Below are 15,862 nucleotides of genomic sequence, written 5' to 3'. Positions count from 1 at the left end.
CCGGGAAGGCGGACGCCGTCTTTCCGACCGGTCATGCTCAGCAAACGACGACACGTTGAAGGATTTGTGCGGCAAACGCACAGCGAAACGAGATTAGGACTGCTGAATGGTTGATACCAAGACCCCTGGCGACAAGACTTTGAGTGTCCCGAGCAAGACGTTGTCGCTGAAGCCGCGCGTCGAGACGGGCACCGTGCGCCAGAGCTTCAGCCACGGCCGGACCAAGCAGGTCGTGGTCGAGAAGCGCGGCAAGCGTCGCGTCGGTGGCGATGGTCCCGGCGAGGCGCACGCGCCGGAACCCGTGGTTGCAAAGCCTGCGGCGCCGGCCGCCAGGCCGCCGCTCGGCCGCCCCTCAGGCCCGCCTCCCGGCCAGCAACAGCGTAACACCCGCTCCGGCGTGGTGCTGCCGACCCTGACCGAGGACGAGCGTTCCGCGCGCGCCAGCGCGCTGGCCGACGCCCGTCAGCGCGACATCGAGGAGCGCCGCCAGGCCGAAGAGGAAGCCAAGCGCCGCGCCGTCCGCGAGGCTGCCGAGAAGGCAGAGCGCGAGGCCGCCGAAACCCGCCGCAAAGCGGAAGAGGAGCGCCACCGCCACGAGGAAGAGGCCAAGCGCAAGGCCGAGGTCGAGGCCAAGCGCCGCTTTGGCGAGGGCGAAGCCAAACCCGGCGCTCCGGCCACAACAGCGGCCAGGCCCGCGACAGCCGCACCTGCGTCTGCTCCGCCTGCCCGCGCGCCCGCAGCACGCCCGACCACCACGACAACCGCGCGCGCACCAGCCTCTGCGCCGCGGCCGGCGGCAGTTGCGGCCGGGCCGGACGAAGACGAAGGTCCGCGCCTGGTGCGCCGCCCCGGCGGCGCCGTGCGCCCCGCCGCGGCTCCGAAGACCACCCACAAGCCCGGTCCGCAGAAGGAGCGCGGCCGCCTCACTCTGACCACTGCGCTCAACGCCGACGACGTGCGCGAGCGTTCGATCGCCTCGTTCCGCCGCCGCACCCAGCGCCTGAAGGGGCATGCGTCGAACGAACCGAAGGAAAAGCTGATCCGCGAAGTCACCATTCCGGAAGCGATCACGATCCAGGAACTCGCGAACCGCATGTCGGAACGCGCGGTCGACGTCATCCGCATGCTGATGAAGCAGGGCGCGATGCACAAGATCACCGACGTGATCGATGCCGACACCGCGCAACTGATCGCCGAAGAACTCGGCCACAGCGTCAAGCGCGTCGCGGCGTCCGACGTGGAAGAGGGCCTGTTCGACGTCGTCGACAATTCCACCGACACCGAGCCGCGCTCGCCGGTAGTCACCGTCATGGGTCACGTCGACCACGGCAAGACCTCGCTGCTCGACGCGCTGCGCCACGCCAACGTCGTATCGGGCGAAGCCGGCGGCATCACCCAGCATATCGGCGCCTACCAGGTGCTGTCGCCCGAGAGCGGCACCAAGATCACCTTCATCGACACGCCCGGCCACGCCGCGTTCACCGCGATGCGCGCCCGCGGCGCCAAGGTCACCGACATCGTCGTGCTGGTGGTCGCGGCCGATGACGGCGTGATGCCGCAGACGATCGAGGCGATCAATCACGCCAAAGCGGCCAAGGTGCCGATGATCGTGGCGATCAACAAGATCGACAAGCCGGATGCGCGGCCGGAGCGCGTGCGCACCGAGTTGCTCCAGTACGAGGTGCAGGTCGAATCGCTCGGCGGCGACGTCGTCGACGTCGAGGTTTCGGCCAAGAACAAGACCAATCTCGACAAGCTGCTCGAGATGATCGCGCTGCAGGCTGAAATCCTCGACCTGAAGACCAACTCGGAGCGTCCGGCGGAAGGCACCGTGATCGAAGCCAAGCTCGATCGCGGACGCGGTCCGGTCGCGACCGTGCTGGTGCAGCGCGGCACGCTGCGCGTCGGCGACATCATCGTGGCCGGCGCCGAGATGGGCCGCGTCCGCGCGCTGATCTCCGACCAGGGCGAGAATCTCGAAGAGGCCGGTCCGTCCGTGCCGGTCGAGGTGCTCGGCTTCAACGGCCCGCCGGAAGCCGGCGATCGTCTCGCCGTGGTCGAGAACGAAGCCCGCGCCCGTCAGGTCACGAGCTATCGCGCGCACCAGAAGCGCGAGAATGCCGCGGCCTCGATCTCGGGCATGCGCGGCTCGCTCGAGCAGATGATGTCGCAGCTCAAGACCGCGGGCCGCAAGGAGTTCCCGCTGATCGTCAAGGCCGACGTGCAGGGCTCGCTGGAAGCGATCCTGGGCTCGCTCGAGAAGCTCGGCACCGACGAAGTCGCCGCCCGCATCCTGCATGCCGGCGTCGGCGGCATCTCGGAATCCGACGTCACGCTGGCGGAAGGCTTCAACGCCGCGATCATCGGCTTCTCGGTCCGAGCCAACAAGGAAGCGGCGGCCGCGGCCAAGCGCAACGGCATCGAAATCCGCTACTACAACATCATCTACGACCTCGTGGATGACATCAAAAAGGCGATGTCCGGCCTGCTCGCGCCCACGCTGCGCGAAACCATGCTGGGCAACGCGCAGATCCTGGAAGTGTTCAACATTTCCAAGGTCGGCAAGGTCGCGGGTTGCCGCGTCACCGACGGCACCGTGGAACGCGGCGCCAATGTTCGCCTGATCCGCGACAACGTCGTGGTGCACGAAGGCAAGCTGTCGACGCTGAAGCGCTTCAAGGATGAAGTGAAGGAAGTGGTCGCCGGCCAGGAGTGTGGCATGGCGTTCGAGAACTACGGCGACATGCGTGTCGGCGACGTGATCGAGTGTTACCGCATCGAGACGATCCAGCGCTCTCTGTAAGTCCAAATCTTACGAAGCGCAGATCTTGCTAGGCGTTGGGTCCATTTAACTGAAAATGCGACGGCGTGGCCGGACTTTAGTCCGGCCACCAGCGCATCGTCCGATTGAAAGCAAAGCAAGGACATTGATGCCCGCGGCCACGGCTGGCGGGCGCGACGGTTTTGGAAAAAGGTCATGCCCCGTCAAAAGAAGAGTTCCAGCCCCGGCGGATCGCAACGTCAGCTGCGCGTCGGCGAAACGGTTCGCCATGCAGTTGCCGAGATTCTGTCACAGGGTGAGGTTCACGATCCCGATCTGGAAGGCCACATCATCACCGTTCCCGAGGTGCGTATGTCGCCGGATCTGAAGCTCGCCACGATCTACGTGATGCCGCTCGGCGGACGCGACACCGACACGGTGATATCCGCGCTCGAGCGCAACAAGAAGTTCCTTCGCGGCGAGATCGCGCACCGCGTCAACCTGAAATTTGCACCCGACATTCGCTTCCGCGTCGATGAGCGGTTCGACGAGGCGGAGCGCATCGAGAAACTACTGCGGACACCTGCGGTGCAGCGAGACCTTGCACCCGATTCGGACGACGAGTGATGACTGTGATGACGACCAACAGCGTTATCGACGCGAAGGATGCCGACGCGCGCGACGCTGAGCGGGATGCTTTTGCCGGCCAGCGCACCGACGATGCGCGCCGCACCAACAACGACCCGCGCCAGAAGCAGGGCAGGCAGAACCAGCAGCCGCGCCGCGACAAGCGCGACGTCCACGGCTGGGTGGTGCTCGACAAGCCGATCGGCATGACCTCGACGCAGGCGGTCGCGGTGCTCAAGCGCCTGTTTCAGGCCAAGCGCGCCGGCCATGCCGGCACGCTCGATCCGCTCGCCTCCGGCGGCCTGCCGATCGCGCTGGGCGAGGCGACCAAGACGGTGCCGTTCGTGATGGACGGTCGCAAGCGCTACCGCTTCACGGTGTGCTGGGGCGAGGAGCGCGACACCGACGACACCGAGGGACGGCCGGTCAGGACCAGCGAGAGCCGGCCGACCGCCGATTCGATTAGGGAACTGTTGCCGCGCTTTACCGGGGTGATCGAGCAGATCCCGCCGCAATATTCGGCGATCAAGGTGCAGGGCGAGCGCGCCTATGATCTGGCGCGCGACGGCGAGACCGTGGAACTGAAGCCGCGCCCGGTCGAAATTCACGAGTTAACCCTTGTGGAACATGGCGATAACGGCCAGTCCGTATTCGAGGCCGAGTGCGGCAAGGGAACCTATGTCCGGGCGCTGGCCCGCGATATGGGCCGGATTCTGGGCTGTTTCGGCCATATCTGCGCCCTGCGGCGGACCCTTGTCGGTCCGTTTACCGAACGGGACATGATTCCGCTGGAACAGTTGGAGGCTTTATGCAATAGAGCCGCGTCTGGCGAGGGCAGCCTCGCCGACGCGCTTTTGCCCGTTGAGACCGCGCTGGACGACATCCCGGCACTGGCCGTCACACGGGCTGATGCGGCAAGGCTCCACAGGGGCCAGGCCGTTTTGTTGCGCGGACGGGATGCGCCCAATACCAGCGGCACAGTCTATGTCACGGTGGCAGGCCGGCTTCTCGCGCTTGCCGAAATTGGCAATGGCGAACTCATCCCCAAGCGCGTGTTCAACCTGAACGGACTGACTGCCGGTCCGGCTCGCAACGATGAAAGTAACTGACGATGTCGATTACCGCCGAACGCAAAGCGGAAGTCATCAAGACGAATGCCAACAAAGCCGGCGACACCGGCTCGCCCGAGGTTCAGGTCGCGATCCTGTCGGAACGCATCAATAACCTCACCGAGCACTTCAAGAGCCATGTGAAGGACAACCATTCACGCCGCGGCCTCCTGAAGCTCGTGTCGACGCGTCGTTCCCTGCTTGACTACATCAAGCGCAAGGACGAGGCGCGCTACAAGGCGCTGCTCGAAAAGCACAACATCCGTCGTTGATTTGAGAAGCACGCGCGCGAGGGTTCGCGCGCGTTTTCGCATGGTCGTCCGTGAACTCGGGCTTTCGAATTGTCGAAAGATGACCATGCGCAGCATGGCAGTCGCGCCATGCACACTAGCGTCCAGCAGCAATCCGGCCGCTGGACCGGGCAAGATGCCCAGATGACCGAAAGGATGGACGCCATCCGAAATCCAGGGACCATGGCAGGATCGCCGGATGCTGATCGCGACAGCGCATCAGTGTCTCGCCGTCTTGGCATGGTCTTTGTGTTTCAGGGCGCCGTGCTTTCGTGAAACCATGAAAGAAAACCGAAATGTTCAATTCGCATTCCGTCGAAATCGACTGGGGTGGACGTCCCCTCAAACTTGAAACCGGCAAGATCGCCCGCCAGGCCGACGGCGCCGTGATGGCCACCTACGGCGAGACCGTGGTGCTTGCCACCGTCGTTGCGGCGAAGGCGCCGCGCGAGGGCGTCGACTTCCTGCCGCTCACGGTCGACTACCAGGAGAAGACCTACGCCGCGGGCCGCATTCCCGGCGGCTATTTCAAGCGCGAAGGCCGTCCGACCGAGAAGGAGACGCTGGTCTCCCGCCTGATCGACCGCCCGATCCGTCCGCTGTTCGTCGACGGCTGGCGCAACGAGACCCAGGTGATCGTCACCGTGCTCTCGCACGACATGGAGAACGATCCGGACATCGTGTCGCTGGTCGCCGCCTCCGCCGCCCTGACGCTGTCGGGCGCGCCGTTCAAGGGCCCGATCGGCGCCGCACGCGTCGGCTTTGCCAATGACGAATACGTGCTCAACCCGACGCTGGACGAGATGACCGAGACCCAGCTCGACCTCGTCGTCGCCGGCACCGCCGACGCCGTGCTGATGGTCGAATCGGAAGCCAAGGAGCTCAACGAGGACGTGATGCTCGGCGCGGTCATGTTCGGCCACCGCCACTTCCAGCCGGTCATCAACGCGATCATCGAGCTCGCCGAGAAGGCCGCCAAGGAGCCGCGCGAAGTCACCACAATCGACAATTCGGAGATCGAGAAGGAGATGCTCGGCATCGCCGAACAGGAGCTCCGCAAGGCCTATGCGATCCCGGTCAAGCAGGAACGCTATGCCGCGGTCGGCGCCGTCAAGGAGAAGGTGCTGGCGCACTTCTTCCCGGAAGGCCAGGAGCCGAAATACGACAAGCTCCGCGTCGCCGGCGTGTTCAAGGAACTGGAAGCCAAGATCGTTCGCTGGAACATCCTTGACACCGGCAAGCGCATCGACGGCCGTGACGCCAAGACCGTGCGCAACATCATCGCCGAAGCCGGCGTGCTGCCGCGCGCCCACGGCTCGGCGCTGTTCACCCGCGGTGAGACCCAGGCGATGGTCGTGACCACGCTCGGCACCGGCGAGGACGAGCAGTACATTGATGCACTGTCGGGGACGTACAAGGAAACGTTCCTGCTGCACTACAACTTCCCGCCCTACTCGGTCGGTGAAACCGGTCGCCTCGGCGGCACCAAGCGCCGCGAAATCGGCCACGGCAAGCTCGCCTGGCGCGCGATCCACCCGGTGCTGCCGCCGCATCACGAGTTCCCGTACACGATCCGCGTGGTCTCCGAGATCACCGAGTCGAACGGCTCGTCCTCGATGGCCTCGGTGTGCGGCGCCTCGTTGTCGCTGATGGACGCCGGCGTGCCGCTGAAGCGGCCGACCGCCGGTATCGCCATGGGCCTGATCCTCGAAGGTCAGCGCTTCGCGGTGCTGTCGGACATCCTCGGTGACGAGGATCATCTCGGCGACATGGACTTCAAGGTCGCCGGTACCGACCACGGCATCACCTCGCTCCAGATGGACATCAAGATCGAGGGCATCACCGAGGAGATCATGAAGGTTGCGCTTGGCCAGGCCAAGGAAGGGCGCATCCACATCCTCGGCGAGATGGCCAAGGCTCTGACCGCGGCGCGCGCCGAGCTCGGCGAATACGCACCGCGCATCGAGACCTTCAAGATCGCCACCGACAAGATCCGCGAAGTGATCGGCACCGGCGGCAAGGTGATCCGCGAGATCGTCGAGAAGACCGGCGCCAAGGTCAACATCGAGGACGACGGCACCGTGAAGGTCGCCTCCAACGATGGCGAGGCGATGAAGGCTGCGATCAAGTGGATCAAGTCGATCGCCTCCGATCCGGAGGTCGGCCAGATCTACGAGGGCACCGTCGTCAAGGTGATGGAGTTCGGCGCGTTCGTGAACTTCTTCGGCGCCAAGGACGGCCTCGTCCACATCAGCCAGCTCGCGTCCAACCGCGTGCAGAAGACCTCCGACGTCGTCAAGGAAGGCGACAAGGTCAAGGTCAAGCTGCTCGGCTTCGACGATCGCGGCAAGACCCGCCTGTCGATGAAGGCGGTCGACCAGGAGACCGGCGAAGATCTCGAGGCCAAGCAGAAGACCGAAGCGCCGGCTGCGGCGCCGCGCGAAGCTGCCGGCGAGTAAGCCAGGGCAAATCGATTGTTACCAAATCGACTGTTACGAAAAGGGCGGCCCTGTGGCCGCCCTTTTTGGTTTGCCGAGATTGAACGCAAATCAATCTCCGCTGATCGGCATGCGCGATTTTGACCCGGCATTGTGACCGGATTCGCTGGAACCCGTTCACAACTCGGGCCTAACATCAGGAAGCTTTCCCAGCACGGAGAACCACGATGTCCTCGATGTCCCGACGCCATTTGATCATCGCAGCAGGCGGCATCGCCGCGGCCGCAGCCGCATCGCGCACGGCATTCGCGCAGGCCACGGCGCAGGTCCCAGCCGGACCGTTCAAGATCGATCCGCTGACCTATCCCACCAATGCGCTGGAGCCGCATATCGACGCCAAGACGATGGAAATCCATCACGACCGGCATCATCAGGCCTATGTCACCAACCTCAACAATTTCGCCAAGGACAATCCGCAGATCGCCGAGAAGCCGGTCGTCGAGGTGCTCGCCAATCTCGGCAGCGTGCCGGAGGCGATCCGCACCGGCGTGCGCAACAACATGGGCGGCCACGCCAACCACACGATGTTCTGGCAGATCATGGGACCGAACGGCGGCAAGGCGGACGGCGAGGTGCTCGCCGCAATCGATCGCGACCTCGGCGGCATGGAAAAATTCCAGACCGATTTCAACGCTGCCGGCGGGCGCGTGTTCGGCTCCGGCTGGGTGTTCGTCACCGTGACCAAAGACGGCAAGCTCGCGATCGAGACGCGGCCGAACCAGGACAATCCGATCATGGACGGCAAGCGCGCGCTGCTCGGCAACGACGTCTGGGAGCACGCCTATTACCTGACCTACCAGAACCGCCGCCCCGATTATCTCAAGGCGTGGTGGAATACGGTGAACTGGAAGGCCGTGGCTGAGCGCTATGCGGCAGCAAAGGCCGGCACGCTCGGCGTGTGAGCCGCCGGGCTCGCCGGTCGCAAACAACTACGCTAGAGTTGAAAGCTCCGCGAGGCGCTCGCGGGCTTTCACCTTTATGCACCCACAGCGTCGCGCCGCCGGCGTCGAACGCGATAGGGAACAATGACGCTGCCGATCATCCGCCCCGCTCGTCCCGACGAACATGACGCGATCGCGCGCGCCTGGATGGCTAGTTGGGTTTCGACCGGGCTCTCGCAAGCCAGCGACAACCTGTTGAACGATCTGCGTGTCCGCCTGCCGCGCGAGATCGCTGGTGGCTGGAGCCTGTTCGTCGTCGACGATCGCGGCGCCATCGCCGCCATGCTTGCGCTGCACATGCCGACCTCGCTGCTCGATCAGCTGATGGTGGTCCCCACCTATCAGGGCCGGAGCCTGGGACGCGAGCTGCTTGCCTTCACGCGCCGGCAGATGCCCGACGAGATCTGGCTGAAATGCGTCCGCGAGAACGAGAAGGCGTGGCGCTGGTACGAGCGCGAAGGCTTTGTGTTCGAGAAGGAAGCGCCCAATCCGATCACCGGCTTCATGATGAAGCACTATCGGTGGAAGAGAACAAACCGCACATCGGAGGCTAAGCCATGATCAAGCTGTACTGGTCGCCGCGCTCGCGCTCGTTCTCAGCCATCTGGCTGCTGGAGGAATCCGGTCTGCCATACGAACGGGTGCTGACCGACATCAGCACCGGCGCGCAGAAATCGCCGGACTTCCTCAAGATCAACCCGATGGGCAAGGTCCCGGCGCTGACCGACGGCGACGCGCATCTCGCCGAGGCCGCCGCGATCTGCGCCTATATCGCCGACCGCTATCCCGAGACCAAACTCGCGCCGGCAGCGACGGCCCCGAAGCGGGCGCGCTATCTGCAGTGGCTGTTTTTCTCGCCGAGTTGCATCGAGCCGGCGCTGATCCAGCTCTTCACCAAGCTCGAGGTGCCGACCAGCACCGCGGCATGGGGCAGCGCCGCGCAGGTGTTCGACGTGCTCGACGCCGAGTTGCAGAAGGGGCCATGGATCCTCGGCGATCAATTCTCCGCTGCCGACATCGCGATCGGCGCGGGACTGAACTTTGCGGTGCGCGTGTTCAAGATGGTGCCGCCGCGGCCGTCGTTCGAGGCCTATATCGGCCGCTGCGTGGCCCGGCCCGCGTTCCAGCGCGCAGAGAAGATCGCGGCGGGGTGAGCGTCGGGTCTTGTAGCCCGGATGGAATCTCGTAGCCCGGATGGAGGGAAGCGCAATCCGGGAAAAGTCTCTGACGTAGAAAGAGCTGTCCCGGATTACGCTTCGCTCCATCCGGGCTACGAAGCAGTGAATTGCGAACGGCCTAACCCGGCACGACGCGCGGATCCACGTCCTGCGTGTAATCCACGCCGTCGATGCCGAAGCCGAACAGGCGCAGGAACTGGCTCTTGTACTCGCCGAGATCGGCCAACTCGCCGAGCGTCTCGGTGGTGAGCAGTGGCCAGCGCCGCGACACTTCCGTCTGCACTTCGGGGGAAAGCTCCCAGTCGTCGACCCGGACGCGCCGCGCGTCATCGAGCTCGACGCCCTTACCGAGCTTCGTCCGGAACAGGCGATCAATCTGCTCGATGCAGCCTTCGTGGAGGCCGAGCTGCTTCATCACCTTGAACAGCACCGTGCCATAGAGCGGCACCACCGGAATCGCCGAGCTCGCCTGGGTGACCACGGCCTTCAGCGCGACGACGCGGGCCGCGTCCGCGCCGAGCCGGCCGCGGATCGCTTCCGCCTTGCTGTCGAGATCGACCTTGGCGCGGCCGAGCGTGCCGTTCCAGTAGATCGGCCAGGTCAGTTCACTGCCGATATAGGTGTAGTTGAGCGTCCGGAAGCCCGGCGCCAGCACGCCGGCATCCGCCAGCTGATCGATCCAGCGCTTCCAGTCGTCGCCGCCCATCACCGCGACGGTGGCCGCGGTTTGCTCCTCGCTGGCCGGTTCGAGCGTGGTCTGGAACACCTCGCCGGTCTCGGTGTCGAGCGTCTTGATCTCGACCGGGGCGCCCAGCGGCTTGATCACCGAACGATAGGTCTTGCCGGTGTCGGGATCGGTCCGGACCGGAGCGGCCATGCTGTAGACCAGCAGGTCGAGCTGTCCGAATTTCTCGCGCACGCGCTCGATGAAGGTCGCCTTCAGCTCGTCGGAGAAGGCGTCGCCTTCGAGCGTGAGCGGCGAGCGTCCGATCTTCTGGGCCTCGATCTCGAAGGCGCGGTTGTTGTACCAGCCGGCGCTGGCGCTCCTCTTTTCCGACGGCTCGCGCTCCAGCGACACGCCGATCGTATCGGCGCCGCCGGCGAAGGTCGCGACGATGCGGCTCGCGAGGCCATACCCCGTCGAGCAGCCCAGCACGGCAACGCGCTTCGGGCAGTCGGCGACCGGGCCCTGCTTCAGAACATAGGCGATCTGTTCGCGGACATTCGTGGCGCAGCCGACGGGATGTGCCGTCGTGCAGATGAAGCCTCGCACGCGCGGTTCAATAATCATTCCCACCCCATTCCGGATCGTTGCAATGTTCCCATTCGCTGCCCGCGGACCTCCCTCAGCAAGCGAGGAGAGGCGAAATCACGCGTCAAGCCGCCTGAACACCAGCGTCGCGTTGGTGCCGCCGAAGCCGAACGAGTTCGACAGCACGGTGTTGAGCTTGGCGTTGTCGATGCGCTTGCGCACGATCGGCATGTCGGCAAACACCGGATCGAGTTCGGTGATATGCGCGCTCTCGCAGATGAAGCCGTTGTTCAGCATCAGCAGCGAATAGATCGCTTCCTGCACGCCGGTGGCGCCGAGCGAGTGGCCGGTCAGCGCCTTGGTCGCCGAGATCGGCGGGCACTTGTCGCCGGTGCCGAACACCTTGCGGATCGCCTCGATCTCCGGCGGATCGCCGGCGGGCGTCGAAGTGGCATGCGGATTGATGTAGTCGACCGGCGTGTTCACCGTCGACATCGCCATGCGCATGCAGCGCTCGGCGCCCTCGCCCGATGGCGCCACCATGTCGTAGCCGTCGGAAGTTGCGCCGTAGCCGACGACCTCGCCATAGATCCTGGCGCCGCGCGCCTTGGCATGCTCGAGCTCTTCCAGCACCACGACACCCGCGCCGCCCGCGATGACGAAGCCGTCGCGGTTGAGATCGTAGGGACGCGAGGCGGTGGCGGGCGTGTCGTTGTATTTCGAGGACATCGCGCCCATGGCGTCGAACAGCACCGACAGCGTCCAGTCGAGTTCCTCGCAGCCGCCGGCGAAGATGACATCCTGCTTGCCGATCTGGATCGTCTCATAGGCGTTGCCGATGCAGTGGTTCGACGTCGCGCAGGCCGACGAGATCGAATAGTTCACGCCCTTGATCTTGAACCAGGTGGCGAGCGTCGCCGACGCGGTCGAGGACATGCCCTTCGGCACCGCGAACGGACCGACGCGCTTCGGGCCCTTGGCGCGCGCGATGTCGGCGGCCTCCACCAGCGTGCGCGTCGACGGACCGCCGGATCCCATGATGATGCCGGTACGGATGTTGGAGACTTCGCTTTCCTCGAGGCCCGAGTCGCGGATCGCCTGTTCCATCGCAACGTGATTCCACGCCGCACCTTCGGCAAGGAACCGCATCGCGCGGCGATCGATCACCTCGGCAGGATTGAGTGTCGGCGCACCGTGCACCTGCGAACGGAAGCCGAGTTCGGCGGCCTTCTCCGCGCGCGAAATGCCCGACTTCGCCTCGTAGAGGCTCGCAAGCACTTCCTGGGTGTTGTTACCGATGGACGAGACAATACCCATCCCCGTGATGACAACCCGCCTCATGTTCGCCTCGCCCTGCCTTTATGTTGCCGCATGATGATCCTGCTCAAGATGGAGCCGTGCCCTGCTTGAACAACCCGACCTTCAAGTCCTTGGCGCGATAGATAATCTCGTCGTCCATGGAAAGCCACCCGTCGGCAATTCCAAGCACGAGCTTTGACCGCATCACGCGCTTGATATCGATGTTGTACACAACCTTGCGCGCTTGCGGCAGCACCTGTCCGGAGAACTTCAGCTCGCCGAGGCCGAGCGCGCGGCCACGACCTTCGCCACCGATCCAGCCGAGGTAAAAGCCGACCATTTGCCACATGGCATCGAGGCCGAGGCAGCCCGGCATCACCGGATCATTCTTGAAATGGCAGCCGAAGAACCAGAGATCCGGTTTCACCTCGAGCTCGGCGCGCACCAGCCCCTTGCCGAACTCGCCGCCATTCTCCGAAATCTCGCTGATGCGATCGAACATGAGCATCGGCGGCAGCGGCAACTGGGCGTTGCCGGGACCGAAAAGCTCGCCCCGCCCGCAAGCCAGCAAATCCTCGTATTCGTAACCGCCGCGCCGATCCAGCATCCTCTTTCCACCTCTGATGTCCCGATGAGCGCTTTGCTTGGTCGGACCTTGATCTACCCACGGGAACCGGAATAACCCGTCCCGCATCTTGGCGCTACCTGGGTACGCTACGGCCTGTTATCTCTGCCGAAAGCGCATATGTGGTCCGCGCGCTCTCTAACATAGCGCCAACTGGGCGGCAAAGCGGCATTCCGAGGATAAATGACCGCTTCTCCTTAGGTTTCTACCGCAGCTTGGATTCGTTCTAGTTGCGAAAAACTTGCATCTGATAGGCATCCTTTTTATATTTATGAGGAATATTGCCTGAGTTGGGTGCATAGAGTGGATATGAACGAGGAAGTACCGGCTGTGAACGATGATGCCGTGCACCCGGCTGCCCGGGGCGCTGGGCACCACCCTGCCCTGACCGGCTGTCCGTGGCATGACGTCAACGAGATGTTGCAGTCTGCCGGTCTGCGGCCGACCCGTCAGCGCATGGCGCTGGGCTGGCTGCTGTTCGGCAAGGGTGCCCGCCACCTGACCGCTGAAATGCTGTACGAGGAAGCCACGCTGGCCAAGGTTCCGGTGTCGCTGGCGACCGTCTACAACACCCTGAACCAGCTGACCGACGCCGGCCTGCTGCGCCAGGTCAGCGTCGACGGCACGAAAACCTATTTCGATACCAACGTGTCGACGCACCACCACTTCTATCTCGAGCACAACCACGAGCTGGTCGACATTCCCGACCCGAACCTCGTGCTGTCGAAGATGCCCGACGTGCCGGAAGGCTACGAGATCTCCCGCGTCGACATGGTGGTGCGGTTGCGCAAGAAGCGCTGAACCGTCTTACCGTCGATTTGAGTTGTGATGGCCGGGCTCGTCCCGGCCATTGTCGTTCGGGACGAGGAAAACTCAGTCCACCTTCTCGTCGGCGTAGACGCCCCAGAGGCGCTGCTGCTCGATCCAGCCGTCGAACCCGCTGCCGGTGACCCGGCACCAGTTATTGGCGCATTTCTTCACCTGCGCGACGACGCCGGCCTGCAGGCGCGCCGCGACGGCGCTGGTGGCATCGGGACGATCGTAGAGCGAGGCCAGATCGTCCTTGTTCTTCATCGTGACGACGGCGGTGCGGCGGCCGGACAGCAGGGAATGATAAACCCAGCCTTCGGCACCCTCGGAATCGCGCACCCGGCGCCAGTTCTCGAACTCGGCGGTGATTTCTACCGGCAGCCCCGACCGCGTGTAGACCCAGGCGACGTCATTGTCCTTGGTCGGGCCGGCCCGGACGTTCACGTGATCCGACTTCAGGCTGACATAGCGCGGGATCGGCAGGCCGCTGGTGGTGGGGCTCAAATCCTTGGCGGAATGTCCGGGCATGACCGACGCACTCAGCATGCTTCCGACCAGCGCCACCAATGAACTGAAACGCCAGAACGCCACCATCAACCCGTCTCCTGCCGAGATGCCCAACCCGCATTCGGCGAACTGCAACCCAAACCACGCCCGAGGGCCCCTGCGCCCGCGCCAGTTCGCTCCCGCACTGCAAGCCCGAGGGGTTCTTGTCTTGGCCCGGCCTTCTGCTAGAGAGGACGGAACGCCTGAGAGCCAGAACACCCGAATTTCCCGTCGTTTCGCCTTGGCGAAAAGCCGGGGCAAGTATCGGGGAACCCTAGGAAACGCGAAGGAAACGCCGGGACAGCGCGGCTATCAGCAGTGTCGAACAACCGGGTTAATGAGGCCTGAACGGTTTGTTTTTTGGCAAGCCGCGCGCCCCATGAAGGCAGGACATGTCGGTGAAGAAAAAGCCTCTCGTCGTCGTCACCCGCAAGCTGCCGGACTCGATCGAGACCCGGATGCGCGAGCTGTTCGACGCCAGATTGAATCTCGACGACACGCCGATGACGCCGGAGCAGATCGCCGAGGCGGCGCGAACCGCCGACGTGCTGGTGCCGACCGTGACCGACATGATCCGCGAGGACGTGATCAATCAGCCCGACTGCAAGCTGAAGATGATCGCCAATTTCGGCAACGGCGTCGACAATATCGATGTCGCCGCGGCGCATGCCCGCGGCATCACGGTGACCAACACCCCGAAGGTGCTGACCGAGGACACCGCCGACATGACCATGGCGTTGATCCTCGCGGTGCCGCGGCGCCTGATCGAGGGCGCTTCGATCCTGACCGAAGGCAGGCAGCACTGGGCGGGCTGGTCGCCGACCTGGATGCTCGGCCACCGCATCGGTGGAAAGAGGCTCGGCATCGTCGGCATGGGCCGCATCGGCCAGGCCGTGGCGCGCCGTGCCCGCGCCTTCGGCCTGCAGATCCACTATCACAACCGCCGCCCGGTGGCGCCTATGATCGCCGAAGAGCTAGGGGCCACCTATTGGGAAAGCCTCGACCAGATGCTGGCGCGGATGGACATCATCTCGGTGAATTGCCCGCACACGCCGGCCACCTATCACCTGCTCTCGGCGCGGCGGCTCAAGCTGATCCGGAAAGAGGCCTATGTCGTCAACACCGCGCGCGGCGAGGTGATCGACGAGGACACGCTGATCAAGCTGATCGAAGCCGGCGATATCGGCGGCGCAGCCCTCGACGTCTATGAGCACGAGCCCGCGGTGAACCCAAAGCTGGTGCGGCTCGCCAAGGCCGGCAAGGTGACGCTGCTGCCGCATATGGGTTCGGCCACCATCGAAGGCCGCGTCGAGATGGGCGAGAAGGTGATCATCAACATCCGAACCTTCCTCGACGCCCACAAGCCGCCGGATCGCGTGCTGCCGAGCATGCTGTAAGCGCTCGTAGCCCGGATGGAGCCAACGGGTCGCGCGAACGCGCGCCCGATGACAGGCTCCGCGCAATCCGGGACCGCTTCTTTCCATAACCTCCCCTTGAAAAGGGGAGGTCGCTTTGCTCGCCAGAGCAAAGCGGGTGGGGATCATCTCTCTCCACGAGAGACGGTGCGTGTGGCTGACCCCCATCCCGACCTTCCCCCTTTCAGGGGGAAGGAGAAGAGAGATCTGTAGCCCGGATGGAGCGCAGCGAAATCCGGGGCCTGTATCCGCGGACAGGCCGCCCCGGATTACGCTTCGCTCCATCCGGGCTACGAGACGTGGGTAGTCACATGCGACAGCCCTGCCGTCGCAGGGGCGAGCTGCCAAAATATCGAAAATAACCCCATGCAAAGGAGCCGGTGCGGCCGGCGAGGCGCATGCTGCGATCACGCATTCGGTGTCGTCCCTGCGAACGCACGGACCCATAACCGCAGGGCCTTGTTGCTGCAAAGGCCGTGGCCCCAGCGCTGCAAGGCAATCTGTATTTGTG

General features: G+C 64.4%; 14 protein-coding genes. 10 read left to right on the top strand and 4 right to left on the bottom strand.

Annotated features, from left to right (window positions below; all coding sequences use genetic code 11):
- Positions 1 to 106 precede the first annotated feature (106 nt).
- From infB to ACVIHF_RS35775, 8 genes are all read left to right on the top strand, one after another.
- Entirely contained in the window at positions 107 to 2,803 is a 2,697-nt protein-coding gene (infB, locus tag ACVIHF_RS35810) for a translation initiation factor IF-2 (RefSeq protein WP_225164079.1), read from the top strand.
- A gap of 174 nt (positions 2,804 to 2,977) precedes the next feature.
- Positions 2,978 to 3,388, top strand: a complete 411-nt coding sequence (gene rbfA, locus ACVIHF_RS35805; RefSeq protein WP_028343913.1) for a 30S ribosome-binding factor RbfA — start codon at positions 2,978 to 2,980, stop codon at positions 3,386 to 3,388.
- Positions 3,388 to 4,497: a tRNA pseudouridine(55) synthase TruB gene (truB, locus tag ACVIHF_RS35800; RefSeq protein ID WP_456793359.1), complete on the top strand. Its 1,110-nt coding sequence runs from the start codon at positions 3,388 to 3,390 to the stop codon at positions 4,495 to 4,497. The genes rbfA and truB overlap by 1 nt, the downstream gene beginning before the upstream one ends.
- Positions 4,498 to 4,499: 2 nt before the next feature.
- Positions 4,500 to 4,769 (top strand): 30S ribosomal protein S15, encoded by a 270-nt coding sequence (gene rpsO, locus ACVIHF_RS35795; protein WP_016844725.1) that lies wholly within the window; start codon positions 4,500 to 4,502, stop codon positions 4,767 to 4,769.
- 314 nt (positions 4,770 to 5,083) lie between these two features.
- Complete coding sequence (pnp, locus tag ACVIHF_RS35790; protein WP_050383431.1) at positions 5,084 to 7,246, top strand: polyribonucleotide nucleotidyltransferase; 2,163 nt, start codon at positions 5,084 to 5,086, stop codon at positions 7,244 to 7,246.
- Positions 7,247 to 7,452: 206 nt separating this feature from the next.
- Complete coding sequence (locus ACVIHF_RS35785) at positions 7,453 to 8,187, top strand: superoxide dismutase (protein WP_076824497.1); 735 nt, start codon at positions 7,453 to 7,455, stop codon at positions 8,185 to 8,187.
- 123 nt (positions 8,188 to 8,310) lie between these two features.
- Positions 8,311 to 8,787, top strand: a complete 477-nt coding sequence (locus ACVIHF_RS35780) for a GNAT family N-acetyltransferase (RefSeq protein ID WP_456793358.1) — start codon at positions 8,311 to 8,313, stop codon at positions 8,785 to 8,787.
- The gene (locus ACVIHF_RS35775) at positions 8,784 to 9,380 is read left to right on the top strand and encodes a glutathione S-transferase family protein (protein ID WP_456793357.1); all 597 of its coding nucleotides are present in this window, start codon (positions 8,784 to 8,786) and stop codon (positions 9,378 to 9,380) included. The genes ACVIHF_RS35780 and ACVIHF_RS35775 overlap by 4 nt, the downstream gene beginning before the upstream one ends.
- A gap of 142 nt (positions 9,381 to 9,522) precedes the next feature.
- Here ACVIHF_RS35775 and fabV read toward each other — a convergent pair whose 3' ends face one another.
- From fabV to fabA, 3 genes are all read right to left on the bottom strand, one after another.
- Positions 9,523 to 10,695 carry an enoyl-ACP reductase FabV gene (fabV, locus tag ACVIHF_RS35770; RefSeq protein ID WP_456793356.1) on the bottom strand — a complete coding sequence of 391 codons (1,173 nt, stop codon included), beginning with the start codon at positions 10,693 to 10,695 and terminating at the stop codon, positions 9,523 to 9,525.
- A 78-nt stretch (positions 10,696 to 10,773) separates the two neighbouring features.
- Complete coding sequence (gene fabB, locus ACVIHF_RS35765) at positions 10,774 to 11,997, bottom strand: beta-ketoacyl-ACP synthase I (RefSeq protein ID WP_092081034.1); 1,224 nt, start codon at positions 11,995 to 11,997, stop codon at positions 10,774 to 10,776.
- A gap of 43 nt (positions 11,998 to 12,040) precedes the next feature.
- Positions 12,041 to 12,562 (bottom strand): 3-hydroxyacyl-[acyl-carrier-protein] dehydratase FabA, encoded by a 522-nt coding sequence (fabA, locus tag ACVIHF_RS35760; protein ID WP_057015289.1) that lies wholly within the window; start codon positions 12,560 to 12,562, stop codon positions 12,041 to 12,043.
- Between the two features lie 327 nt (positions 12,563 to 12,889).
- Here fabA and irrA point away from each other — a divergent pair, with 327 nt between their 5' ends.
- Positions 12,890 to 13,381 (top strand): iron response transcriptional regulator IrrA, encoded by a 492-nt coding sequence (gene irrA, locus ACVIHF_RS35755; protein ID WP_026192029.1) that lies wholly within the window; start codon positions 12,890 to 12,892, stop codon positions 13,379 to 13,381.
- A gap of 72 nt (positions 13,382 to 13,453) precedes the next feature.
- Here the strand turns inward: irrA and ACVIHF_RS35750 are convergent, their stop codons facing one another.
- Positions 13,454 to 13,981, bottom strand: coding sequence for an SH3 domain-containing protein (locus ACVIHF_RS35750; protein ID WP_026192030.1), 528 nt, complete (start codon positions 13,979 to 13,981; stop codon positions 13,454 to 13,456).
- A gap of 347 nt (positions 13,982 to 14,328) precedes the next feature.
- Between ACVIHF_RS35750 and ACVIHF_RS35745 the strand changes: the two genes are divergently transcribed.
- Positions 14,329 to 15,333, top strand: coding sequence for a 2-hydroxyacid dehydrogenase (locus tag ACVIHF_RS35745; protein ID WP_028335496.1), 1,005 nt, complete (start codon positions 14,329 to 14,331; stop codon positions 15,331 to 15,333).
- Positions 15,334 to 15,862: the final 529 nt, after the last annotated feature.

This window comes from Bradyrhizobium sp. USDA 4506, from assembly GCF_054058795.1.
This window is presented reverse-complemented; position numbering and strand designations above follow the sequence as displayed.

Bases quoted from the DNA above. Each gene is read 5' to 3' on its own strand.
- pnp (WP_050383431.1), top strand. From the start codon at position 5,084: ATGTTCAATTCGCATTCCGTCGAAATCGACTGGGGTGGACGTCCCCTC.
- ACVIHF_RS35785 (WP_076824497.1), top strand. From the start codon at position 7,453: ATGTCCTCGATGTCCCGACGCCATTTGATCATCGCAGCAGGCGGCATC.
- fabV (WP_456793356.1), bottom strand. From the start codon at position 10,695: ATGATTATTGAACCGCGCGTGCGAGGCTTCATCTGCACGACGGCACAT.
- fabB (WP_092081034.1), bottom strand. From the start codon at position 11,997: ATGAGGCGGGTTGTCATCACGGGGATGGGTATTGTCTCGTCCATCGGT.
- ACVIHF_RS35775 (WP_456793357.1), top strand. From the start codon at position 8,784: ATGATCAAGCTGTACTGGTCGCCGCGCTCGCGCTCGTTCTCAGCCATC.
- ACVIHF_RS35780 (WP_456793358.1), top strand. From the start codon at position 8,311: ATGACGCTGCCGATCATCCGCCCCGCTCGTCCCGACGAACATGACGCG.
- rpsO (WP_016844725.1), top strand. From the start codon at position 4,500: ATGTCGATTACCGCCGAACGCAAAGCGGAAGTCATCAAGACGAATGCC.
- infB (WP_225164079.1), top strand. From the start codon at position 107: ATGGTTGATACCAAGACCCCTGGCGACAAGACTTTGAGTGTCCCGAGC.
- ACVIHF_RS35745 (WP_028335496.1), top strand. From the start codon at position 14,329: ATGTCGGTGAAGAAAAAGCCTCTCGTCGTCGTCACCCGCAAGCTGCCG.
- rbfA (WP_028343913.1), top strand. From the start codon at position 2,978: ATGCCCCGTCAAAAGAAGAGTTCCAGCCCCGGCGGATCGCAACGTCAG.
- truB (WP_456793359.1), top strand. From the start codon at position 3,388: ATGACTGTGATGACGACCAACAGCGTTATCGACGCGAAGGATGCCGAC.
- irrA (WP_026192029.1), top strand. From the start codon at position 12,890: ATGAACGAGGAAGTACCGGCTGTGAACGATGATGCCGTGCACCCGGCT.
- fabA (WP_057015289.1), bottom strand. From the start codon at position 12,562: ATGCTGGATCGGCGCGGCGGTTACGAATACGAGGATTTGCTGGCTTGC.